The 22,641-nt window shown below is 63.5% G+C and carries 26 protein-coding genes; 13 read left to right on the top strand and 13 right to left on the bottom strand.

Going from position 1 to position 22,641, the window contains the following annotated elements:
• Positions 1-62: 62 nt before the first annotated feature.
• Positions 63-1,010, top strand: coding sequence for an L-threonylcarbamoyladenylate synthase (locus AC2A04_RS08745; RefSeq protein WP_484211938.1), 948 nt, complete (start codon positions 63-65; stop codon positions 1,008-1,010).
• Between the two features lie 2 nt (positions 1,011-1,012).
• Here AC2A04_RS08745 and AC2A04_RS08740 read toward each other — a convergent pair whose 3' ends face one another.
• The 7 genes from AC2A04_RS08740 to rho all read right to left on the bottom strand — a co-directional run bounded on the left by AC2A04_RS08740 (position 1,013) and on the right by rho (position 7,802).
• Positions 1,013-1,387 carry a hypothetical protein gene (locus tag AC2A04_RS08740; protein WP_484211937.1) on the bottom strand — a complete coding sequence of 125 codons (375 nt, stop codon included), beginning with the start codon at positions 1,385-1,387 and terminating at the stop codon, positions 1,013-1,015.
• Between the two features lie 60 nt (positions 1,388-1,447).
• Positions 1,448-2,227 (bottom strand): head GIN domain-containing protein, encoded by a 780-nt coding sequence (locus tag AC2A04_RS08735; RefSeq protein ID WP_484211936.1) that lies wholly within the window; start codon positions 2,225-2,227, stop codon positions 1,448-1,450.
• 156 nt (positions 2,228-2,383) lie between these two features.
• Positions 2,384-2,908 (bottom strand): CarD family transcriptional regulator, encoded by a 525-nt coding sequence (locus AC2A04_RS08730; protein WP_183612142.1) that lies wholly within the window; start codon positions 2,906-2,908, stop codon positions 2,384-2,386.
• Between the two features lie 319 nt (positions 2,909-3,227).
• The gene (gene fdxA / locus AC2A04_RS08725; protein ID WP_484211935.1) at positions 3,228-3,566 is read right to left on the bottom strand and encodes a ferredoxin FdxA; all 339 of its coding nucleotides are present in this window, start codon (positions 3,564-3,566) and stop codon (positions 3,228-3,230) included.
• A gap of 15 nt (positions 3,567-3,581) precedes the next feature.
• Positions 3,582-3,872, bottom strand: coding sequence for an RNA-binding S4 domain-containing protein (locus AC2A04_RS08720; protein WP_484211934.1), 291 nt, complete (start codon positions 3,870-3,872; stop codon positions 3,582-3,584).
• 14 nt (positions 3,873-3,886) lie between these two features.
• Positions 3,887-6,439 (bottom strand): helicase-related protein, encoded by a 2,553-nt coding sequence (locus AC2A04_RS08715; RefSeq protein WP_484211933.1) that lies wholly within the window; start codon positions 6,437-6,439, stop codon positions 3,887-3,889.
• Between the two features lie 106 nt (positions 6,440-6,545).
• Positions 6,546-7,802, bottom strand: coding sequence for a transcription termination factor Rho (gene rho / locus AC2A04_RS08710; protein WP_484211932.1), 1,257 nt, complete (start codon positions 7,800-7,802; stop codon positions 6,546-6,548).
• Between the two features lie 221 nt (positions 7,803-8,023).
• Between rho and AC2A04_RS08705 the strand changes: the two genes are divergently transcribed.
• Positions 8,024-8,179, top strand: a complete 156-nt coding sequence (locus AC2A04_RS08705; protein WP_484211931.1) for a hypothetical protein — start codon at positions 8,024-8,026, stop codon at positions 8,177-8,179.
• On the opposite strand, the gene AC2A04_RS08700 is transcribed toward AC2A04_RS08705, so the two are convergent.
• Both AC2A04_RS08700 and hemE read right to left on the bottom strand, forming a co-directional pair.
• Entirely contained in the window at positions 8,176-8,619 is a 444-nt protein-coding gene (locus AC2A04_RS08700) for a CopD family protein (protein WP_484211930.1), read from the bottom strand. The two genes, AC2A04_RS08705 and AC2A04_RS08700, sit on opposite strands and share 4 nt — an antisense overlap.
• 89 nt (positions 8,620-8,708) lie before the next feature.
• A complete protein-coding gene (gene hemE / locus AC2A04_RS08695; RefSeq protein WP_484211929.1) occupies positions 8,709-9,734 on the bottom strand; it encodes a uroporphyrinogen decarboxylase in 1,026 nt (341 codons plus the stop codon).
• 338 nt (positions 9,735-10,072) lie between these two features.
• Between hemE and AC2A04_RS08690 the strand changes: the two genes are divergently transcribed.
• The 10 genes from AC2A04_RS08690 (at position 10,073) to AC2A04_RS08645 (ending at position 16,645) form a co-directional block, all read left to right on the top strand.
• On the top strand, positions 10,073-10,915 hold the full coding sequence (locus AC2A04_RS08690; RefSeq protein WP_484211928.1) for a pyruvate, water dikinase regulatory protein: 843 nt from the start codon (positions 10,073-10,075) through the stop codon (positions 10,913-10,915).
• Positions 10,912-11,499 (top strand): Maf family protein, encoded by a 588-nt coding sequence (locus AC2A04_RS08685; protein ID WP_484211927.1) that lies wholly within the window; start codon positions 10,912-10,914, stop codon positions 11,497-11,499. Before AC2A04_RS08690 ends, AC2A04_RS08685 begins: the two co-directional genes overlap by 4 nt.
• Positions 11,496-12,353 carry a shikimate dehydrogenase gene (gene aroE, locus AC2A04_RS08680; RefSeq protein WP_484211926.1) on the top strand — a complete coding sequence of 286 codons (858 nt, stop codon included), beginning with the start codon at positions 11,496-11,498 and terminating at the stop codon, positions 12,351-12,353. The genes AC2A04_RS08685 and aroE overlap by 4 nt, the downstream gene beginning before the upstream one ends.
• A complete protein-coding gene (gene coaE / locus AC2A04_RS08675) occupies positions 12,350-12,955 on the top strand; it encodes a dephospho-CoA kinase (protein WP_484211925.1) in 606 nt (201 codons plus the stop codon). Before aroE ends, coaE begins: the two co-directional genes overlap by 4 nt.
• A 48-nt stretch (positions 12,956-13,003) precedes the next feature.
• Positions 13,004-13,705, top strand: a complete 702-nt coding sequence (gene dnaQ, locus AC2A04_RS08670; protein WP_484211924.1) for a DNA polymerase III subunit epsilon — start codon at positions 13,004-13,006, stop codon at positions 13,703-13,705.
• Between the two features lie 58 nt (positions 13,706-13,763).
• Positions 13,764-14,348 carry a ribosome hibernation-promoting factor, HPF/YfiA family gene (gene hpf, locus AC2A04_RS08665; protein WP_484211923.1) on the top strand — a complete coding sequence of 195 codons (585 nt, stop codon included), beginning with the start codon at positions 13,764-13,766 and terminating at the stop codon, positions 14,346-14,348.
• Positions 14,349-14,523: 175 nt separating this feature from the next.
• Positions 14,524-14,985: a PTS sugar transporter subunit IIA gene (locus tag AC2A04_RS08660; protein WP_484211922.1), complete on the top strand. Its 462-nt coding sequence runs from the start codon at positions 14,524-14,526 to the stop codon at positions 14,983-14,985.
• Positions 14,960-15,466 (top strand): PaaI family thioesterase, encoded by a 507-nt coding sequence (locus AC2A04_RS08655; protein ID WP_484211921.1) that lies wholly within the window; start codon positions 14,960-14,962, stop codon positions 15,464-15,466. Before AC2A04_RS08660 ends, AC2A04_RS08655 begins: the two co-directional genes overlap by 26 nt.
• 1 nt (position 15,467) lies before the next feature.
• Positions 15,468-15,809: a DUF1491 family protein gene (locus AC2A04_RS08650; protein ID WP_484211920.1), complete on the top strand. Its 342-nt coding sequence runs from the start codon at positions 15,468-15,470 to the stop codon at positions 15,807-15,809.
• Between the two features lie 212 nt (positions 15,810-16,021).
• Positions 16,022-16,645 carry a cell wall hydrolase gene (locus AC2A04_RS08645; protein WP_484211919.1) on the top strand — a complete coding sequence of 208 codons (624 nt, stop codon included), beginning with the start codon at positions 16,022-16,024 and terminating at the stop codon, positions 16,643-16,645.
• Between the two features lie 75 nt (positions 16,646-16,720).
• On the opposite strand, the gene purH is transcribed toward AC2A04_RS08645, so the two are convergent.
• The 3 genes from purH to rpe are packed head-to-tail and all read right to left on the bottom strand — an operon-like array spanning position 16,721 to position 20,905.
• Entirely contained in the window at positions 16,721-18,310 is a 1,590-nt protein-coding gene (gene purH / locus AC2A04_RS08640) for a bifunctional phosphoribosylaminoimidazolecarboxamide formyltransferase/IMP cyclohydrolase (protein WP_484211918.1), read from the bottom strand.
• Between the two features lie 11 nt (positions 18,311-18,321).
• Positions 18,322-20,244: a heparinase II/III family protein gene (locus AC2A04_RS08635; RefSeq protein ID WP_484211917.1), complete on the bottom strand. Its 1,923-nt coding sequence runs from the start codon at positions 20,242-20,244 to the stop codon at positions 18,322-18,324.
• 1 nt (position 20,245) lies between these two features.
• Positions 20,246-20,905, bottom strand: a complete 660-nt coding sequence (gene rpe / locus AC2A04_RS08630; protein WP_484211916.1) for a ribulose-phosphate 3-epimerase — start codon at positions 20,903-20,905, stop codon at positions 20,246-20,248.
• 368 nt (positions 20,906-21,273) lie between these two features.
• Here rpe and AC2A04_RS08625 point away from each other — a divergent pair, with 368 nt between their 5' ends.
• Entirely contained in the window at positions 21,274-21,768 is a 495-nt protein-coding gene (locus AC2A04_RS08625) for a DUF2141 domain-containing protein (protein ID WP_484211915.1), read from the top strand.
• A 35-nt stretch (positions 21,769-21,803) separates the two neighbouring features.
• Here AC2A04_RS08625 and AC2A04_RS08620 read toward each other — a convergent pair whose 3' ends face one another.
• Complete coding sequence (locus AC2A04_RS08620) at positions 21,804-22,565, bottom strand: phosphocholine cytidylyltransferase family protein (RefSeq protein WP_484211914.1); 762 nt, start codon at positions 22,563-22,565, stop codon at positions 21,804-21,806.
• Positions 22,566-22,641: the final 76 nt, after the last annotated feature.

Below are 22,641 nucleotides of genomic sequence, written 5' to 3'. Positions count from 1 at the left end.
GGGCTCGCTCTCCTTTGCCGCAGCGCTTGCGCGGTCCGGCGCGCCCCCTATAGCGAGAACCCATGGTGCCGACAAAGCCTTCCAAGGTGCAACTGCCCGACGATTCCGGGCTTGCCCGAGCCGCGCAAATGCTCATCGCAGGGGGCACCGTCGCCGTGCCGACCGAGACGGTCTATGGTCTTGCGGCTCGCGCTGACGATGATGACGCGGTGGCGGGAATCTATCAGGCGAAGGGTCGGCCCGATTTCAATCCGCTGATCGTGCACGTGCCCGACGCTACGACAGCCGAGAGTCTCGCCCACTTCGACGAGCGCGCCAGAAGGCTGGCCGCAGTCTTCTGGCCCGGTGCGCTGACCATGGTTCTGCCACGTCGCGAAGACGCAGCACTGGCCGCCGCGGTAAGCGCGGGACTACCGACTGTTGCGCTGCGTTGCCCTGCACATCCGGTCATGCAGGCCCTGTTGAAAACCTGTGGATTGCCGCTGGCGGCACCATCGGCCAACCGCAGCGGCGGGGTGAGCCCGACTTCTGCCGAACATGTGCGCGATTCGCTGGGCGACCGAGTCGATCTCATTCTCGACGGCGGACAGACCCGGCAAGGGATCGAATCCACCATTGTCGGTTTGCGTGAAGATGGCACGTGGGCATTGCTTCGGCCGGGGCCGATCACGGAGCAGCAGATTGCCGATGCAATCGGCAGCCAAAGCGCCGCCATGACGTCATCAAAAATCGAAGCTCCCGGGCAGTTGGCGAGCCACTATGCCCCTGGCAAGCCGGTGCGCCTGAATGCGACCCACGCGCAGGATGGCGAATACATGATCGGTTTCGGGCCGGTCGCGGGCCATGTCTCGCTCTCGGAGTCCGGCGATTTGGCGCAGGCAGCGGCACGGCTTTACGCGTGCCTTCACCATGCTGCGGCGGCGCCCCAAGCGCTGATTGCCGTCGCGCCCATTCCCTCCGAGGGGATCGGCTTGGCGATCAACGATCGGCTCAAGCGAGCGGCGGCTTAGTCCTAGTTCGGCTCGGAAGGGAGCGAACCGCGCATGGCGTCCATCTCGGCGTAGATGGCGCGTGCGGAATCGCAGGCCTCGTCGTCACCCCGGCTGCAGTCCCGGCGGGCCCGATCATAATCGCGCGACAGCTTCCCGTAGCGCTCCTCGCGCTTGCGGATTTCACGCCCGCGCTTTTCGTCACGTTCGGACTGGCTGACGGTTACACGGTCATAGACGTCCGCGGTCGTGTTGACCGCACGGGCGCCGACGCGCACCGGAGCCGTGGCCAGGTCGAACGCGCTCTTGGCCACGCACCCCTGCAGCAGGGCAAGGCAAGTCATGAGCAAGGCGGTACGGCGCTTCATCGGATTCTCCAGAACGCCAACGAATTCCATGGCGGACTGCCCTTGGCAAGTCTCGCCATGGATTCAATGCGATGAAGCGTTGTCGCGGTCTTATTGCGCTTCGGCCGCCTCGCTCGGATCGTCCTCTGGCGTCACGCCATTTTCGCAGACGAGCTTGCCCGACCCCATGGCGGATACCTTGCAGGTGGCGCGGCCGAATACGCGCACTTCGCCCGACCCCATGATGTTGGCATTGACGTGGCCGTTCGAAGCAAAGCGTGCATTGCCGGAGCCTGCGACGTCGACCTTGACGTCATCGACCGTCAGCCCATCCATCTCGGCATCGCCGCTGCCGGCCACGGTAAGCTTCATTTCCCTGGCCTTGCCCGCCGCGCGCAACTTGCCCGAGCCGACGACGTCGATGTTGAGCTTGGGCGCATCGATCGCGCGAGCCTCGACGAGGCCTGAGCCAGCAACCACGATCTTGGCTTCAGACCCACCCATCTGGTCGGTCACGAGATTTCCCGATCCCGCCAGCACGACTTCGCTGAGCACGGGAACCGTGACGTTAATGGTAGCGGCGTTCTGCGCCTTGCCGATCTTCCAATCCTCGCGCGCGATGCCGAGCTGGCCTTCAGACAGGGCGAAGCGCAGATTGTCGGTGGCTTCACCTTCCACCGTGATCGCCAGCTTGTCGCCGCGCGTCACGCGGACGTTGTCGGGGCCAAGCAGGGTGATCGTGGTCGGTGCAGGGCCGTTCATGTCGAGCTCTGCCAAAGGCACGCCCTTCTTGCCGTTGAACGAAATATCGGCGCCGTCACAACCGCTCAGGGCTGTTGCGAGGCCGAGGACGGCAACGCCGGCAAGGGCACGAACGAGGGATTGCAGCATGACGATGTCTCTCCTGACTGTATTGCCGTTATAACACGGTGATACGATCAGGGCCAAGTCGTTCGTGGACGACGCCATGCGTTTCGTCGGTTGGCGGAATGAAAAAGGCCCCCGGTTTCCCGGAGGCCTCTTTGCAGCGCCAGTCTGACGAAACGGTCAGGCCGTCTCGTAATACTTGGGCGCGTATTCGTTGAGGATCGCGAGGATCTTCTTGAGCGCAGCAGGCTCGTCCGTCTTTTCCATGGCGGCGAGTTCGCGAGCGAGACGCGAGGACGCGGCTTCGAAGATCTGGCGTTCCGAGTAGGACTGTTCGGGCTGGTCATCGGCACGGAACAGGTCGCGCGTCACTTCGGCGATCGACACGAGATCACCCGAGTTGATCTTCGCTTCGTATTCCTGGGCGCGGCGCGACCACATGGTGCGCTTGACCTTGGGCTTGCCCTTGAGCGTATCGAGCGCTTCACGCAGCGTCTTGTCCGAAGACAGCTTGCGCATGCCGATCGATTCAACCTTGTTGACCGGAACGCGGAGAGTCATGCGTTCCTTTTCGAAGCGCAGCACGTAGAGTTGCAGCTTCATTCCGGCAATTTCTTCGTCCTGAAGCTCGACCACCCGGCCGACACCATGCTTCGGATAAACGACGTAGTCCCCAACATCGAAGGCGAGAGCCTTGACTGCCATTGGTATTCCTTTCGACGCCAAGCAGGACGAGCGATGGATGCAAGATGCTTTTTCGGGGAGAAAGCGGCAAGCAACCGCCGGTCAGGCGGTCTTGCGATGTCCTGCGATCCGTTTGCTGTTCTTGTCCTGCCGTTTCGTGGTGAAAAGACGCCAGGCAGGCACGAGCCCACCAGCGCTTGGAGGCCCATATATCACTTCGGCAATAAAATTACCAGCCCCGTGAGTGTGCACCGCACAGGAAATCGTTTGTTGCCACCGGATCGGTAGCAACAAACGTCAACTGGGTCTCGACTGCGGGGGCGCAGGACGCCCCTTGCGATCAGTCGCCTTCGCCGGGCTCGGGCGAGAAGTACTTGTCGAACTTGCCATCTTCGCCCTTGTGCTCGTCGGCATCGGCCGGAGCATCCTTCTTGGCGGTGATGTTCGGCCATTCGGCAGAGAACTTGGCGTTGAGTTCAAGCCACTGCTCGAGACCGGATTCGGTATCGGGCAGGATCGCCTCGGCCGGGCATTCGGGTTCGCACACGCCGCAGTCGATACACTCGCTGGGATTGATCACCAGCATGTTCTCGCCCTCATAGAAGCAGTCGACGGGGCAAACCTCGACGCAGTCCATGAATTTGCAGCGGATGCAGGCGTCAGTGACGACATAGGTCATGGCGGATTTCGTCCCTCAGGTATCTCTTTCAGGCCGTGCTAGAGGCGTTGCACCCGGATCGTCAAGCACCCGATAACAGCCTTGCGCTTCGAGCGAGGGTCCGCGACGCTCCGGAAGCGTCAAAACCTCGATCACCTTGACGGATGTGCGCATGGGCAGGACCAGCACATCCCCACATTTGACGTCGGCACTGGCGCGTTCGATACGGCGACCATTGATGCGGATATGGCCATCGGCCACCCAGTCCTGCGCGAGGCCTCGCGACCCGGCAAAACGCAGGAACCACAACACCTTGTCGATCCGCAATTGGCGCTCTCCCTCTATCTCGTGACCAGTTCTGCAAGGGCTGCAAAAGCACTGTTCGGCGCTGCACTGACAACTGGCGCCACAACGGGCGCCGGGCGTGCCGGGCGCCATTCCCACAGCGGGGGCGCCGCCGGTCCGCACGCCCCTTCGGGCAGGGATCGCCCGATGTGCACTCGGAAACCTGCTGCACGCAGCAACGCAGCAAAGCTTGCGGTCGAAAGTCCCATAGATCGCGCCAGCGCAGGATCGATGAAAAAGCGCCGGCCTCTCGCTGCGATCCGTGTTGCGTGCGCAGCATGGAGAAGCTTTTCGGCCAGATCGACGCGCAGATTCTCCAATCCGAACCGGCGATAACCCGCGGGCGCAACCTTGCCGTCGATCACGGGGCTTGCCGAAACGGGCGCAGCAGCAGGACAGGCGCCCCAGATCCTTGCAAGCGCGCTCCACAATTCCAGCGGCGCGGGACGAAGCATGGCGGGCACGAAAAGATCCAGCGCCCCGATTCTGACGCCGATTGCCTTAAGTCGCTCACGCTGGGGTGGATCGAGCCGGTCGAGGCCGGCGCCTTCGCGCGCAAGCACGCCGCCTGCCTCCACCAGTTGCAGCAGCAAGGCCCGCAGGTTTGCGCCGGATTCCCTGGCGCGGCTCGCATCCGCCAGCTTGGCGAGAGGACCAAGAAGACGTGCGATCCGTGCAGCGATCCAGTCCTGCAGCTCTTCGCCGACGCGAGTCTTGAGCTGGGGAGTAAGCCGGTCGAGCGCGGCATCCGTTCGGACACGGGGCTCAAGCAGGCTTCGTCCCCGTTCAAGCCGGGCAACCGTGATTCCTTGCCAGGTCACCACATCGTCCTGCAATGCGATGTCGGTGCCTGCCTCGAGACTGCTCACGAGCCCTGCGGCACGCGTGTCGAGCAGGGCGGGCAGGTGGCGCTCTGCTGCGGCCAGAAGCAGCTTTCGGTCGGCCGCGCGCGCCAGGGGATCGACGATGAAACGGAAGCCTTCGAGATGGCCGATGGGCTCGTCATCGACGAGCACCGCGCCCGAATCGCTCAGGCGAACGGGCAGCAGGCCCACGTCGGCACCTGCCTTGCGCATCAGCACGGTCGTGCGGCGATTGACGAAGCGTTCGGTCAGCCGCGCGTGCAGCGCATCGGACAGCCGCGCTTCGACAGCGCGCGCGCGAGCCGACATCTCGTCCTTGGCCAGAACCCAGTCGGGTCGCTGGGCAATGTAGGACCATGACCGGATAGCGGCGATGCGGCCCTGCAAGGTGTCGATATCGCCCGAGGGCACATCGAGCTGGGCAATCGCCTGCGCGACATAGTCGGCACCGAGATAGCCGTGACGCAAGTCCTGCCAAAGGCGTGCCACGAAGCGACTATGCGTCTCCTCGCCCTGCTGCCGGAAATCGGGCAGGCGGCAAACGTCCCAGAAGCGCTGGACCATGCGAGTGCCTCGAACGTCCGGGGTCTCCGGGTCTTCGGCAAGGCGCTTGAGCACGGCGAGATCGATCGACTGCGGCGGCGTTGCCAGTTCAGCACGCGGCGGCAGGCTCTCGAGATCCTCGATCAGCGTCCTCAGGCTGTCGAAGCGGGGCTCGGCCTCGCGCCAGAACAGGCGCGTAAGCGGCGGAAAGCGGTGTTCTTCGATCGCGTATACTTCTTCCGGCGTGAATTCCGGATCGTGCCCGCCCCCGATCGATCCTTGGCCCGAGAGCGTGCCGAACGTACCATCGCGCTGATGGCGGCCTGCACGCCCGGCAATCTGCGCCATTTCCGCTGTGGTCAGCCGGCGCTGGCGATGGCCGTCGAACTTGGAGAGCCCGGCAAAGGCGACATGATGAACATCGAGATTGAGGCCCATGCCGATGGCGTCGGTCGCTACCAGGTAATCAACCTCGCCCGACTGGTACATCGCGACTTGGGCATTGCGCGTCTGCGGCGACAGCGCGCCCATGACCACGGCCGCACCGCCGCGAAACCGGCGCAGCATTTCGGCCATGACATATACCTGCTCGGCACTGAACGCGACGATCGCACTGCGTGGCGGAATGCGCGAAAGCTTCTTGGCGCCCACGTGAGTCAGTGTCGAAAAGCGCGGGCGCGAAACGATTTCCGCCTCGGGCACCAGCGCCTTGATCATCGGCTGCAGCGTGGCCGAGCCCAACAACATCGTCTCTTCCCGGCCGCGCGTGTGCAGCAGGCGATCGGTGAAGATGTGGCCGCGTTCGGGATCGGCCGAAAGCTGGGCTTCGTCGAGCGCGACAAAGGCCAGATCGGGGCGGGAAGGCATGGCCTCCACAGTGCACAGGTGCCAGCGCGCGTCGCGGGGCTCGATCCGCTCCTCGCCGGTGATCAGCGCAACCTTGTCCGGTCCCTTGATCGCACAGACGCGGTCATAGACCTCGCGCGCCAGAAGCCGCAGCGGGAAGCCGATAGCGCCCGATGAATGCGCGCAGAGCCGTTCGATGGCGAGATGGGTCTTGCCGGTGTTGGTGGGGCCAAGCACCGCCTTGACCACCCCGGTATGGGCGGTCTGGCGAGGGCGCGCGGGCGTGCGGTTGGCCATGACAGGCAATGTGGCGGCCAAGGTGGCCTGAAACAAGCAAGGGCGGGGAAATTATCCCCGCCCTCGATCTTCATGCCCTTTTTGCCGGGCTTGCTGATTGCCGGACCTACTGATTCATCGTGGCGAAGAAATCTTCGTTGGTCTTGGAATCCTTCATCTTGTCGAGAAGGAACTCCATCGCATCGATCGTCCCCATCTGCATGAGAATGCGGCGCAGGACCCACATCTTCGAAAGCTGTTCCTTCGCAACCAGCAGTTCTTCCTTGCGGGTGCCGCTCTTGCCCACGTCCAGCGCAGGGAAGATGCGTTTGTCGGCAACCTTGCGATCAAGGACGATTTCGGAGTTGCCGGTGCCCTTGAACTCTTCGAAGATGACTTCGTCCATGCGGCTGCCGGTATCGATCAGGGCCGTGGCGATGATCGAGAGCGAACCGCCTTCCTCGATGTTGCGTGCCGCACCGAAGAAGCGCTTTGGACGCTGCAGGGCATTGGCGTCGACACCACCTGTCAGCACCTTGCCCGAGCTTGGCACCACGGTGTTGTAGGCACGGCCAAGACGCGTGATCGAGTCCAGCAGGATCACCACGTCGCGCTTGTGCTCGACAAGGCGCTTGGCCTTTTCGATGACCATTTCGGCAACCTGCACGTGGCGCGTGGCGGGCTCGTCGAACGTCGAGGAGATGACCTCGCCCTTCACGCTGCGCTGCATGTCGGTGACTTCTTCCGGGCGTTCGTCGACCAGCAGGACGATCAGGAACACCTCGGGATGATTGTCGGTGATGGCCTTGGCCATGTTCTGCAGCAGTACGGTCTTGCCGGTGCGCGGCGGCGCGACGATCAGCGCGCGCTGGCCCTTGCCCTGCGGGCTGACCAGATCGATCACGCGGGCTGACTTGTCCTTGACCGTGGGGTCGAGGGTATCGAGACGCAGGCGCTCGTTCGGGTAAAGCGGGGTCAGGTTGTCGAAGTTGACGCGGTGACGGACGGCATCGGGCTCGTCGAAGTTGACCTTGATCAGGCGCGTGATCGAGAAGTAGCGCTCGCCATCCTTGGGTGCGCGGACTTCGCCTTCGACGGTATCGCCGGTGCGCAGGCCCCACTTGCGGACCTGGTTGGGCGAGACGTAGATGTCGTCGGGGCCGGCAAGGTAATTGGCTTCGGGGCTGCGCAGGAAGCCGAACCCGTCGGGCAGGACCTCGATCGTGCCGATGCCGAGGATTTCCTCGCCGTCTTCGGCCATTTCCTTGAGGATCGCGAACATCAGGTCCTGGCGGCGCAGCGTGCTGGCGCCTTCGACCTCGAGCTCTTCGGCCATCTGGACCAGCTCGGCGGGAGTTTTCTTCTTGAGGTCTTTCAAATGCATAATACTGGTATCCAAAGCAAAAGCTGGAAATGGCCGGAAGCCTCTTAAGGGGCTTGGAGAAAGCGAGAGGGCGGCTGCATCGGGGCAGCACATCTGTTTCCGGTCGGTCGCGGGGATATGCCCGTGCAGCCCGATAGTCAATTGCGGAAACCAACGCCGCGCCAGTGCGTTCCGGCCCGTAGAGCCGGACCCTATCCGGCCATCAGCGAGAGGCTTATCCCATGATCAGACTGCCACGCCATCGCCCGTCGTTTCCCCGCAGCGTAACCGCCGCACCCCGGGAAAACGCCTGGGGATCACAGTGGATGCACTTGCGCCAACCGGCAACGCTGGTCCGCAATGCGATGCGCGGTACCTTGCGCACCTTGCGCGGCTAGAACGGCTTCACGATCACCAGGATCACGATCAGCGCGGCGGCAATGCCGGGGATCTCGTTGAGCAACCGCAGTTTCCGACCGGTCAGCTTGCGCTGGCCTGCTGCGAGCAGCTGCGCGTAGTTCGCCAGCCAGAAGTGGTAGGCGGTGAGCGCGAGGACGAGCGCCAGCTTTGCGTGGAACCACCCTTGCGCAAACGCGCCGATATTCATCGCCAGCGCCAGGCCAAGCACCCAGACGACAACCAGCGAAGGCCACATGATGATTTTCATCAGCTTGGCCTCGCGATCGATCCAGACCGCGTTTTCCGGCGATCCTTCCGGCGCTTCCTGATGATAGACGAAGAACCGCGGCAGCATGAACAGGCCCGCCATCCAGAAGATCACGAAGATGAGATGGCCGGCCTTTAGCCAGAGATAGATCATCGCCAATACCTGCTGCATGTGTTGCGGTTCCGCGTCGCCTGCTTCGTCGCCCCGGCGCTATTTCGGCGCAGCGCCAGGACTTTGCAAGAGGCGCGAAAGGGGCGGACTTAGCGCGACCAGCCCCGGACGATATTCAACAACGCCTCGACATGTTCGATCGGGGTGTGCTGGCCGATACCGTGGCCGAGGTTGAAAACATGCGGCCGGTCGGCAAAGGCCTCGAGCACGCGGATGGTCTGGGTTTCCAGCTCCGGCCCGCCCGAAAGCAGCAACAGCGGATCAAGATTGCCCTGTACCGGCATGCCCGCAGGCAATTCACGTGCGGCCCAAAGCGGATCGATGGTCTCGTCCACGCCAACCGCATTGACGCCGGTTTCGCGGGCATAGGCGGCAAGCTTTTCGCCAGCACCCTTGGGGAAGCCGATCACCGGAACGTGCGGATAGCGGCGCTGCATTTCAGCAGCGATCCTGGCATTGGGCGCGATGACCCAGCGCTCGAATTGCGCCGGTGCAAGGCTGCCCGACCATGAATCGAACAGCTGCAGGCCTTCGGCGCCCGCCTCGACCTGGCCCGAGAGATATTCGATCGTGACATCGGTGATCGCGTCGATGATCGCCTGGAATGCGCCCGGATCGCGATAGGCCATGGCGCGGGTGTCGTGATGATCGCGGCTGCCTTCGCCTGCGACCATGTAGGTCGCGACCGTCCACGGACTCCCTGCAAAGCCCAGCAAGGTCGTCTCAGGCGACAACTGGGCCTTCACCTTGGCCACCGTCTCGTAGATCGGGGCAAGACGCTCAGGCACGGCCGTGAGGCTCTTCAGCGTGGCATCGAGCAGGCGGGGCGAAAGGTGCGGACCTTCGCCTGCAAGGAACTGCAGGTCCTGCCCCATCGCGTAAGGCACGATCAGGATGTCGGAAAACAGGATCGCGCCGTCAAAGCCGAAACGTCGGATCGGCTGCACGGTTACCTCGGCCGCGGCGTCGGTATCGTAGACCAGTGCGAGGAAGCCGCCGCGCTCTGCCCGCAGTGCGCGATATTCGGGCAGATAGCGCCCGGCCTGGCGCATCAGCCAGATCGGACGACGGGCAAGATTGGCACCCTTGAGAGTCTCGAGAAGCGGGCCGGGCATCGCGGGTTTCGATCCATTCTACTTAAACTAGATTCTTAGAATCAGGTTGATGGTAATAGTTGGCCCTGTGGAAAGCGGGGATTGCGGCGCTCTGCCTGATTTGTGAGTCAGCTTCCACTGTTTTTGCGCGGTCCGACTCTGCCCGAACGTGCGTCAAGAACAAGTTCTCAACGCTCTCCACAGGCTGGGGAAAAGCCTGTCCACCTGTCCACAACCGGGGGTGGGGATGGCTGGAAAGAAGCATGGAATCGCGGGTTCAACTTGTCCCCGGTTCTCTCCCGTGGTTTATCGGACCTGTGTCCACAGGCCTGTCCCGGCCTCGGTAAAAAGGCGCGTGAATGCAGCGTTTGCACCTGCACCTCCTGTCGGATTCCACCGGCGAGACGCTGGAAATGATCGCCAAGGCAGCCCTTGCCCAGTTCGACGGGGCCGACGTCGTGCGCCACTTCTGGCCGATGGTGCGCTCGATGCAGCATCTCGACCGTATCATGGGCGAGATCGCCGCAAATCCGGGCCTTGTGCTTTATACACTGGTCAATGCCGAGACGCGGGCACGGCTCGAACAGCGCTGCGTCGCCCTGGGCCTGCCACGCGTGGCGGCGCTCGATACGGTGACCGACGCCCTGCAACAGCAGCTTGGAATCCAGGCAAAGGGTCGCCCCGGCCGCCAGCACATGATGGACGAGGCCTATTTCGCCCGGGTCGACGCGATCCAGTTCACGATCGCGCATGATGATGGCGTGAACTGGGAAAACTGGGAAGAAGCGGACATCGTGCTTGCCGGCGTTTCGCGCAGTTCCAAGACGCCTACCTCGATCTATCTTGCCAATCGCGGCTACAAGGTCGCCAATATTCCCGTCGTGGTCGAAAGCCCGCCACCGCCGATGCTGTTTTCGCTGCGGCGGCCCATGGTCGTCGGGCTGACGACAAGTCCGGAACGGCTGATAGCAGTGCGCCGCAACCGCTTGCTTTCGCTCAACCAGGCCCCCGAAACCGCCTATGTGGATAACGAGCAGGTGACGCGCGAAGTGCAATATGCGCGGCGTATGTTTGCCGATAACGGCTGGCCCGTAATCGACGTGTCGCGCCGGTCGATCGAGGAGACGGCGGCAGCCGTGATCAATCTTTACAATGAACGCACCGCAGCGGGTGGCAGCACAGACGGAGTGAAGCCGATATGACGCTTGTGCTGGCAAGCCAGAGTGCCTCGCGCAAGGCGATGCTCGAGGCAGCGGGCGTGCCGTTCGAGGCACGCGCTGCCGATGTTGATGAAGGGGCGATCAAGCGCGAACTGATCGGCGTGCCACCGGCTGACATCGCCATGATCCTTGCAGAAGCGAAGGCGCTGGCGGTGTCGGTTGCGGCACCCGGGCGCCTTGTCCTGGGCGGGGATTCGCTGGTCGAGGTATGCGGCCGGATATTTGACAAGCCCGTCAGCCGGGAAAATGCCGCAGAGCACCTTGCCTTTTTCTCGGGCAACGAGATGCGCCTGCATTCCGCCGCGGTGCTGATGCGCGACAACGCCTGCGTCTGGCGCCATGTCGAGTGTGCGCGGCTCAAGGTGCGCCGCCTTTCCGACAGTTTTATCCAGAGCTATCTCCACAGGGAGTGGCCTGCGGTTTCGGGCTGTGTCGGCGTGTTCCGGATGGAGGCGCTGGGCGTGCAATTGTTCGAGTCCGTCGAAGGCAGCCACTTCACGGTTCTGGGAATGCCGCTATTGGCGCTGCTCGGTGCGCTGCGCGCCGAGGGGGAACTGGACGCTTGAGCCTCGCCTATGCCGAAGTGATCGGAGACCCGATCGCCCAATCGAAATCGCCGGTCATCCATGGCTTCTGGCTCGAGAAGCTTGGGATTGCCGGCGACTACCGCCATGCGCATGTCCGGTCGGATGAATTGGCCGATTACTTCGCCGCGCGTCGCGCAGATCCCGACTGGCGCGGGTGCAACGTGACCATGCCGCACAAGCAGGCGGTCATTCCCCTGATCGACCGGCTCGATCCGCTTGCCGAAAGGATCGGCGCGGTGAACACCGTGGTGCGCGAAGGAGGCATGCTGGTCGGCTACAATACCGACGCGCCGGGTTTCCTCGAGCCGCTGCAGCCACTGCTGCGCCAGACACACTATTTCCGCATGGCGCGCGTATTGGGCACCGGTGGTGCCGCGCGGGCGATCGTCGCGGCGCTGGCAGGACAGAACATGGTGATCGTCCTGGCCGGCCGCGATATCGGAAAGGCACGGGCCCTGCTCGATGACATCGATCCGTCAGGCGAACATCACGTCGTCTCGCTCGATCATTTTGCCGATGTCACCGATTTCCCGTTCGACGATCGCGAAGGTTGCCTCGACCTGATCGTCAACGCCTCGTCGCTCGGCATGAGCGGGCAGGAGACGCTGCGCTTCGACATGAGCCATGCACCGCCGGGATCGGTGTTCTACGATATCGTCACCAGTCCGCTCGAAACGGATTTTCTCAAGGCCGCAAGCGAGGCCGGGTTCCGCACCGTCGATGGCCTTTCGATGCTGATCGGGCAGGCCGACCACGCCTTCCGCAAGTTCTTCGGCGCAATGCCGCCACGCGGCGCGGCGGACAACGCGTTGCGCGAACGGTTGCTAGCATGAGCCGCCCGTTCATCGCGGGGCTGACCGGTTCGATCGGCATGGGCAAGTCCGCCGTGGCACTGATGCTGCGCGAACTTGGCGTGCCCGTGTTCGATGCCGATGCCGCCGTCCATCATTTGCAGGGGCCGGGCGGCGAGTTGCTGCCTGCTATCGAAGCGGCCTTTCCAGGCACGACCGGGACCGATGGTGTGAAGCGCCAAGAGCTGGGTGCAAGGGTCTTTGGAAATTCCGAAGCACTCGCGCGCCTCGAAGCCATCGTCCATCCCGCCGTGGCGCGAATGCGCGAGGCGTTCATGATCGAGCACATGGGCGAATCGCTGGTCGTGTTCGACATTCCCCTGCTGTTTGAAAAGGGACACGGAGCCGATCTCGATGCCGTCCTCGTCGTCTCGGCCCCTGCCGCGACCCAGCGTGAGCGCGTGCTGGCAAGGCCCGGCATGACCCCTGAGAAGTTCGCGCACATCCTCTCGTTGCAGGTGCCCGACGCCGAAAAGCGCGCGCGCGCGACGCATGTCATCGACACCGGCGTGCCGCTTGCGCAGACCGAGCGCCAGGTGGCGGCGATCGTCGCGGCAATCCGCGAAAAAAACCGGCGGGACTGATCCCGACTCCCCTTGCCAGCCCCGGCGCAGGGGTCCACATAAGTTCCAATGCGTGAGATCGTTTTCGATACAGAAACGACCGGCCTCGACCCCAGATCGGGGGATCGACTGGTGGAAATCGGTTGCGTCGAGATGGTCAACCGGGTGCCCACAGGCGCGGTCTACCACGCCTATTTCAATCCTGAGCGAGACATGCCTGCCGAGGCCGAGGCTGTTCACGGCCTCTCGATCGCGTTCCTTTCCGACAAGCCCCGATTTGCCGAAAAAGCGGCGGAATTTCTCGAATTCATCGGTGATGCGCCAATGGTTGCGCACAACGCCGGGTTCGATTTCGGTTTCATCAACACCGAGCTTGAAATGTGCGGTTTCGAACCCGTCAGCCGTGATCGCATGGTCGATACGGTGGCGATCGCGCGCCGCAAGCACCCCGGTGCCAAGCTCAGCCTCGATGCCTTGTGCACGCGTTACGGGATCGACCGCAGCCACCGCACCAAGCACGGGGCCCTACTGGATGCGGAACTGCTCGCGCAGCTTTATGTCGAGCTGCAGGGCGGAAGGCAGATCGGTCTCGAACTCGCAGCCGATGCGATGGGCTCTGCCCGTGGCACCGTGATCGAGGAGACCATGGCCATCACCTCGACGGTGACCCGCATATTCCGTTCCCCACGCCCGCATGCCGCGAGCGTGGAGGAATTGGCCCGCCATGCCGAATTCATGGCGGGTTTCAGCGAGCCGATCTGGTCACGCTAAGGGCAATGCCCGAGAGCTGCCGGCCCGGTTTCGCGAGAATGCACAGGAGAAGTGACTTATGGATATTCGCGTTTCGGGACACCAGGTCGATACCGGCGCTGCTCTGCAAACCCACGCTGAAGAGCGCCTTTCCGCAATCGTCGACAAGTATTTCTCCCGAGCGCTTTCCTCGCATGTCACATTGGGGAAAGCCCCGCACGGCGGTTTCCGCTGCGATATCGTCACCCATGTGACCAACGGCCTGATCCTGAAGGGCAGCGCGATCGCGCAGGAGGCGCATAACGCGCTCGACCAGTCGGCCGACAAGATCGAAAAGCAGCTGCGACGTTACAAACGCCGTCTCAAGGACCGGCACGAAAACGCCGATCATGCGCGCAAGACCGATGAGTCCAACCTTGTCGTCCAGGACGCGGCCTATACCGTGTTCGTCCACGACGAGCAGGGCGAAGAAGAGCCGGCCGATGCGCCACTGGTCATTGCCGAAACGCGGGTCGACGTTCCTACCGCATCGGTCTCCGACGCAGTGATGATGCTTGATCTGCGCAACACCAACGCGCTTCTGTTCAAGAACGCAGGGACCGGCACGCACAACATGGTCTACCGGCGTGGCGACGGGTCGATCGGCTGGGTCGAACCCAAGTAACATTCGCAAGGGCCGTATCGGTCAACGAAGGGGGGCGCGATTGCGTCCCCCTTTTTCGTTGGCAGGAACCGCGCGATGACTTCGCGCTTTGGACTTGCGTTCGCCCGCATTCAGGCGCATTGCGCGCCCCAATTCACCGTGCCTTTGCACTTTTGTGATCAATGTTTCATCCGCTATGACGGTTCTCTTCACACTCGATCAACAGGCCGTGCGCATGGTCCGCGCCGACAGCAAGCAGCAGATCCTCGCCGATCTCGCGCACTGCTTCGCGGACGTATACGCGCTTGACGCCGCCACGGTGGTCGAAGGGATCGAAGAGCGCGAAAAGCTCGGCAGCACCGGTTTCGGACGGGGCGTTGCGATTCCCCACGCCCGGATCGACGATCTCGAACGCCCGGTCGCGGCGTTCTTCCGGCTCGAGCATCCGGTTGAATTTGCTTCAGCCGATGGCATGCCGGTCGATTGCGTGTTCGGTTTGCTTTCGCCATCGCAGGCCGGCGCAACCCATCTCCAGGCCTTGGCCGCGATCTCGCGCCTCATGCGGGACGAGCGCATGCACGAGCGGCTGGTCTCGGCGCCCGATGCCGAGGCCCTCTACGGCCTGCTGGTCAATGTCATCGACCGTGACGCCGCCTGATTCGGCTGGCCTGCGCGAAGACAGCGCAGCTTTGCACTGGCGGGCGCTGGAAGGACTCTACGCCTCCGCACCGGTCAACAGCCTGTTTGAATCGCGGTTGGAGGTTCTGGGCGAAGGCCACTCGCGCATCCACTTCAATGTCACGCCCACATGTTATCATGCGGCAGGCGCGGCGCACGGCACGATCTATTTCAAGATGCTCGACGATGCCGCGTTTTATGCGGCGAACACACTGGTGACCGATCGCTTCCTGCTGACCACTTCGTTCAACCTGCTGTTCACCCGCCCGATCGAGGCAGGCCCGCTGACGGCCGAGGGACGCTGGGTTTCAGGCCGACGCCGCGTTCTGGTGGCCGAAGCGCGGCTGCTCGACGCCGATGGCGAGGAAGTGGGGCGCGGAACGGGTACGTTCCAGCGCTCGCGCATTCCGCTCTCAGGCCTCGACGGCTACAACGCAGGCCTACGCGCGGCGCTTGCGTGACATGAGCCAGAGGCTCCCCGCGCACATCGAAGTCTCTGGTCTCTTGCGTACCGCACAGGCCGGCGGGGACTTTGGCATGGTGCTCGCCAAGGGCGAAGCGGACGCCGGAACCGTGCTGGTTGTTCTGTTGGATAATCAAGGCCTTGGGGTGCTGTACGAGCGAATGCCTGACCGTGACGGCGCGCGTAAATGGACCCATGTAAAGTCTCAAGTAGCTGATAATAAAAACGAATTTGATGACTATCTAAGCCGTCGGCAAGGGCAGGACCCGGACATGTGGATAGTCGAACTGACTGTCGCGGATCGGGAACGGTTCGTCCGGGACAACCTGTCCCTCAGCTGAACACGGGTTGACTCTACCGCAGCGCACAATAAAGGCACCTGACCGATTTTGCGCAGGCGGTGAGGGAACGCAACCAAGCGAACTCCACTGGCACGCAGACGGGGGGCAACCGACATGGCCCTTCGGCATCCAGCCCTCGTGCGGGTTTTCTCGCACGACAGGGCTTTTTGTCGCGCCATGACCGGAAGCTCACCGCACATTGACGAATTTTGATGAGCACCAAGTTTCGCTACGCCGCATCGATAAGCCTCGCTGCGACATTTGTCACAACCTTGCTCAGCACGGGCGGTTCCCACGCCAATGCGCAGGGTTTGAATGCTCCCGTCGCCGCCGCGACGACTTTTATCTCCCAGCCCGTCATCCAGGCCGTTGCCACTGCGCAGGCCGATGAAGTGACCGCCGAACCGGATGCGATTGCCGCCGCCGCTTCGCTCGCTGAGCTGGTCGAGCAGACCGAAATTCCCGCAAACCTCTCCGACGAACTCGAGTGCCTTGCAGGCGCCGTGTTCTTCGAAGCGAAGAGCGAATCGCTGGCCGGGCAGCTTGCCGTCGGCCGCGTCGTCATCGCCCGTTCGCAGTCTGGCCGCTTTCCTGCATCCTATTGCGGCGTGGTCTACCAGCCTTCGCAGTTCTCGTTCATTCGCGGCCGCTCGATGCCGGCGATCAACCGTTCGAGTCGTGATTGGCAGGATGCCGTGCGTATTGCCGTCATCGCGGATCGCGGTGCCTGGAAAAGCCCGGTCGAAGGCGCGATGTTCTTCCACGCCGCGCACGTTTCGCCGCGTTGGGGCAAGGCGCGCATGGCGCGTATCGACGGTCATATCTTCTACCGTTGATCGGCCCAGGATCGTGACATGAAAAAGGGCCGGCCCCACAGGGGACCGGCCCTTTTTCACGGCCGTTGCGCCGGATCAGTGGCGGAAGTGGCGCATGCCGGTGAAGACCATGGCAAGGCCTGCCTCGTCGGCCGCCTTGATCACGTCCTCGTCACGGATCGAGCCACCTGGCTGGATCACGCAGGTCGCGCCCGCTTCGACGGCTGCCATCAGGCCATCGGCAAACGGAAAGAACGCGTCCGATGCCACGGCAGAGCCGGTGGTGCGCACTTCGCTGAACCCGTGCGTCTCGGCCGCTTCCCTGGCCTTGGCTGCAGCAATGCGCGAGGAATCGCGGCGGTTCATCTGGCCCGCGCCGATTCCGGCGGTGACGCCATCCTTGGCATAGACGATCGCGTTGGACTTCACGTGCTTCGCCACGGTCCAGGCAAACAGGGCGTCTGCCAGTTCCTGTTCGGTCGGCGCGCGCTTGGTCACGACCTTGAGATCGGCCTTGTCGATCTTGCCGTTGTCGCGATCCTGCACCAGCAAGCCGCCCGCGATCGGCACGGTGACCAGACCCTTGCGGTCGGCATCGGGCAGGCCGTCCACGAGCAGCAGGCGCAGGTTCTTCTTGCGGGCAAACGCATCCTTCGCGGCATGGTCCGCGCCCGGTGCCACGACGACTTCGGTGAAGATCTCGCAGATGGCGTTTGCGGTGGGGCCATCGAGCGGCACGTTGGTGGCGACGATACCGCCGAACGCGGAAACCGAATCGCATTCCAGCGCGGCCTTCCACGCATCGAGCAGCGTGTCGGCCGTCGCCACGCCGCACGGGTTGGCGTGTTTGACGATGACCACGGTCGGCTTTTCACCGGTAAACTCGGCAACCAGCTCAAGCGCTGCGTTGGCATCGTTGTAATTGTTGTACGACAGTTCCTTGCCCTGAACCTGCGTCGCCTGCGGCAGGCCTGTGACCGCAGGGTTGCGCGGTACGTAAAGCGCGGCATCCTGGTGCGGGTTCTCGCCATAGCGCAGGGTCGTCACGCGGGTGAACGCGCTCGCCAGGACCGGCGGGAAGTGCTCCTGCTGGTCGACGGTCGCGAACCACTGCGAGATCGCCGAGTCATAGGCTGCCGTTGCGGCATAGGCCTTGGCGGCCATCTTGCGGCGGAAGGCGAGCGTGGTTGCGCCATCGGTCTGCGACAGTTCGCCGAGGAAAGCGGCGTAATCGGCAGCATCGGTCAGGATCGTGACATAGTCGTGGTTCTTCGCCGCCGAGCGCACCATCGACGGGCCGCCGATGTCGATGTTCTCGATCACCTCATCGCGCTCCGCGCCCTTGGCGACGGTCGCTTCGAACGGATAGAGATTGACCACCACGAGGTCGATCGCGCCGATCGCGTGTTCTGCCATCGCGGCCGCGTGTTCGGGATTGTCGCGCACGGCAAGCAGGCCGCCGTGGATCGTCGGGTGCAGCGTCTTTACCCGGCCGTCCATCATTTCAGGAAAGCCGGTGTGTTCGGACACGTCCTTCACCGTCAGGCCTGCATCGCGCAGTGCCTTGGCCGTGCCGCCGGTCGAGAGCAGCTCGACACCGCGCGCGGCCAGCGCCTTGCCCAGATCGACAAGGCCGGACTTGTCGGACACCGAAAGCAGTGCCCGCTTGATGGTAACTTCGGTCACGTGAAGTATTCCTATCTCATCTTCTTGAGCAGCCAGGAGAAGCTTTCTCCGCTGCGGGGAACCTTGGCCGAGATGACCAGCTGGCGCGTGCCCAGCGGTCGTCCCTGGCCATCTGCCCAGAGGCTTTCCTCAACCGAAATCGCATCGCGGCCGGAGCGGAACTGCCACAGGCTGCCATCGGGCAGGGCGAGCGTAACACCTTTCCCGTCCGAACTGACGGCAAGCTCGATATGCGGACCGAGATGGAAGCGCAAGGCAACGCCGATCATGCCGCGTTTTCCCTTGCGCCCGGCAGGCACGAGCAGGTCTTCGCCGCGCAGTTCGCTACCGTCGTCCCGCAGGATGAGGATGCGGCGATGGACCAGGCCATAGCGCCCGACGTAACCGTTGTGGCTGGCTTCGATCCGGGTCGCGCCCGCGCCGGACGCGTTGGGGCCAGAACCGTCCGCGGAGAGCGTGCGGCGATCCACTTCGACTTCCGACACGCCCGAGCCAAGCCGTCCGTTGATAAGGACGGCGGTGGAATTGAAGTCGTCGATCGTCAGGGTCGAATGCGCGGCCGTGGCCCGCAGCCCCTGTTCCAGACGCAGCGGGATCAGCCCGCCGGCAAAGGCAGCCCCGCCACAGTTGACGATGAGCCGGTCATGGCCGTGGCTGAATTCGAACGCCAGCGTCGAGGCGCAACCATCACGCGCGTGCCGCGCGACCGGGGGTGGCCCGGCATCGAACTGCACCACCGACTTGCCAGCCGTCGCGCGCTGGTATCCCCACTGGCGTGCATCGCGCAAAGGCCGCGTACGCACTCCTGTGATCTTGATCAAAGCGTCGATGCGGTCATGGCCGACAGCGCCGGCCCCTTGCCAGTTGCCAAGGCCGCCATCGCCGTGGAGCAGCGCCAGCAGCGGCGGCACGAGCAGTCCGAGCATCGTGACGATCTGCGGCAGGGGTTCGGCACGAACGGCCTCGTAGCAGGCGCGCAGCGCGACCAGCAGCTCGATCGCCTCGATCTGGCAAAGCGGGCTGCGCGACAATACGCCGCCATCATCGCTGACAAGTTCGCCCAATGCGCGAACAAGTCCTGCTTCGCTGAACAGGCAGCGGGCCTTGCCATCGGCCATGATCAGACCGGCGGCGACCAGGGCACACCATCCGGCGACTTCGGACAGGCGGTCATCTGCCTTGGTCACATTGCGATCGAGCCAGCGTGCGGTCTCGTCGATCGTGCGCAGGAATTTGCCCCGGAATGCGCGATCGTTTCCTGACAGCAGCAGCGGCGCATGTACCAGCCAGTTGAGCAGGCGATGGCCGACATTGCCGACGTCCCAGGCCGGCGTGGGATCGGGCTTTGGATTGGCCGCCATCCACGTACCCAGAATGCGCTCGGCCACTTGCGTGCACTGGACGCGCTGACCGCCCGATTCCAGATCGCGCAGCCAGCGAAAACCGTGGACCATTCGTTCAAACGACGGTGGCAGACGGGGCCCGGAAAAAGCGGTGTCGGCAATAGGTGATTTGAAGCCGTGGACCAGGAAATGACCGGCGCGAAGCGCCTTGCCCGCCGCCGGATCGCCTGGCAACGGATTGCTGACCGTAGCGGTCAGGCGGGTCTTGGCCCGTTTGCGGAACGGATGGATCGCGCTGGCAGGAAGGCCGAGTCGGTAGGCAAAGCGAACCAGACGATCGCCCGCGCCCAGCGAAGGCGGCGCGAAATCGGCCAGCGCGAGTGAGCGACCCGGCTCGAGAGTGGTGGAATCCGCCAGCGCCGAGACGTCCAGCTCTGCGGTGCCCAGTTCTGCGGAGTCCGGGTGAAGGGCGCGGTCGTCGGGTTGGGCCAACGGTTCCTCCTTCGTCGCATTCAGCGGGATTGCAGGACGGGTGGACGGCGAAGCGGCCGCCGGGCGGCTTCCGGTGAGGGAAGAGCCGCCGTCCCGCATATCAGCCCAGGGCCTTCAGTGCAGCGATATTCGTCGCATACTCGCCCGGCCCGCCGCGAAATGTCGCGGTGCCCGCGACAAGCACGTCCGCCCCTGCGTCCACGCAGGAGCGGATGGTCCTGAGATCGACCCCGCCGTCGACTTCGAGGTGAATGTCACGGCCTGACTTGTCGATCATCTTGCGCACGGCCTCGATCTTGCGAAGCTGGCTGGAGATGAAGCTCTGCCCGCCAAAGCCGGGATTCACGCTCATCACCAGGACCAGATCGACGTCATCGATCAGGTAATCGAGCATCTTGGCAGGCGTTCCCGGGTTCAGCGATACGCCGGCCTTCTTGCCCAGGCCCTTGATCGCCTGAACGGTGCGATGAATGTGCGGTCCGGCTTCGGGATGCACCGTGATGATATCGGCACCCGCATCGGCAAAGGCCTGAAGATAGCCATCGACCGGCGAAATCATCAGATGCACGTCGAACGGCTTGGTCGTGTGCGGACGCAGCGCCTTCACGACCATCGGTCCGATCGTGATGTTGGGAACGAAATGCCCGTCCATCACGTCGACGTGAATCCAGTCGGCACCGGCGGCGTCGATCGCGCGCACTTCCTCGCCGAGGCGGGAAAAATCGGCAGACAGGATCGACGGAGAAATCAGCGGGATCATCGGATGACTTTTTCCTGCAGCCCGGGCAGGCGACGCTTGCGCCCGGAACGGCGCTGGCAAACCGCCACCCCACGCCTTGCGCTTAGCTTTCGCGAATCAGGGGAACAAGCATTTTGGCGGTGCTTATCCACACGGAATGTCCCGCATCGGACCCGATTCGCGCCCGGATTCCGGGCGGTGGTTCGATGAACGGTTGATCGCAGCGCAATTCAGGACGCATTCACGGCACGAATCATACTTAACGACAGCGAAAACTGCCGGTATGCCATCGGCAGGGGACCAGGAAGGCTTCGCATGACGCCGTTGTCCGCTTGCGGGCCGATGTTGCGAATTGCTGGAAAGACACATCGATTTTGGGGCTTTTGACCATGACCAAGCCGAGACGTTTGTACGCCACGGCCATCGCCTTTGCCGCTGCTGCCGCCGCGTTGACCGGAGGCAGCACAGCAGCAACCGCCAACGGACCGAATTGCGCAGGCCCCGTCAGCGACACGCATATCAACGTGACGATCGACGGCGTCCGCAACGGCAACGGCCTGATGGCCGTTACGCTCTACGCGGATGAATCGCGCAAGTTCCTTGTCAAGCATGGCTCGATGTACGTCGGCCGCGTCGATGCCTCTGCGCCCGAAACGCGCATGTGCCTCTACGTGCCCAAGCCCGGCGTTTACGCCCTTGCGGTGTATCATGACGAGGATTCGAGCCGGAACATCAAGCGCAGCGGCGTGCTGGGGCTGCCCGAGGAAGGCTTCGGCTTTTCCAACAATCCCCCGACGATCGCGAGCATTCCCTCGTTTCGCTCGGTGCGTCTGAACATCGCGAAGTCGGGCCTTTCGACCCGCATCCATCTCAAGTATCCATAACCTGCGGGAGCGCTGCGGCGCTCCCGTCCGGGCCTTCAGCCCTCGAAGGTCGAAGTCTGGATCGCCGCGAACGTGCGCGCCAGATGCCAGGGGGCCATCTCCTCGGCCAGCGCATGCGCGCGCGGATCGTCGACATCGAGCCACCAGGCGTCTTCGATGTCCATCGTTCCGGCACGGCCGGCATCGGCCAGCCGCTGCATGCCATCAGACAGGCTTCCCGACTTGCCGTCCGCAATCGCATCGCGAATGGCGAGCGCCAGTTCGGGGGTGGCGAGGAATGCACCGCAATCAACCGCGTCATATTGGCTGATCGACTTGCCGATCGCGGTAATGCGGCCCTCGGCATCGGTTTTGACCCAGGTCGCGTCCTCCGGATCGACCAGCGGGTTGTCGAGACGGCGATCGATCGCCAGCGTGACACCCCGCGCGGGCCTGTCCTCAAGCATCAGACGGGCAAGTATGTCGGCCTCGAACATGTGGTCTGCCATCATCAGCAGGTAGTTGCCGTCGCAGCGCGTGGCGCCCGCCATGACCGACAGCCCGTTGGGTGTCGACCAGTCGGAAAGGCGCACCGGCACGATCTCGATCCCGGCACGCAGCGACAGGTCTGCAAGGAAAGCCTCGAGCATATCCGCACGATGGCCGGTGACCACGACCACGCGCGTAATCCCTGCCTCCATCGCCTGCCGCACGCCGATCTCGATCAACGGTACGCCGGCGACAGGCGTCAGGGGTTTGGAGGGTGACAGGTCGGCGAGGCGACTGCCGAAGCCTGCGGCAATGATCAGGGCGTCCACGGGGATCTCATCAAACTGTCGGCTGTATCCAAAATACGAAAAGGCCGACCAGACGATCCGCCCGGTCGGCCATTTT

This window comes from Novosphingobium sp. HNCC26DJ243 (assembly GCF_057180545.1).
The sequence above is the reverse complement of the archived record's forward strand: the minus strand, read 5'-3'. Positions and strand labels throughout refer to the sequence as shown.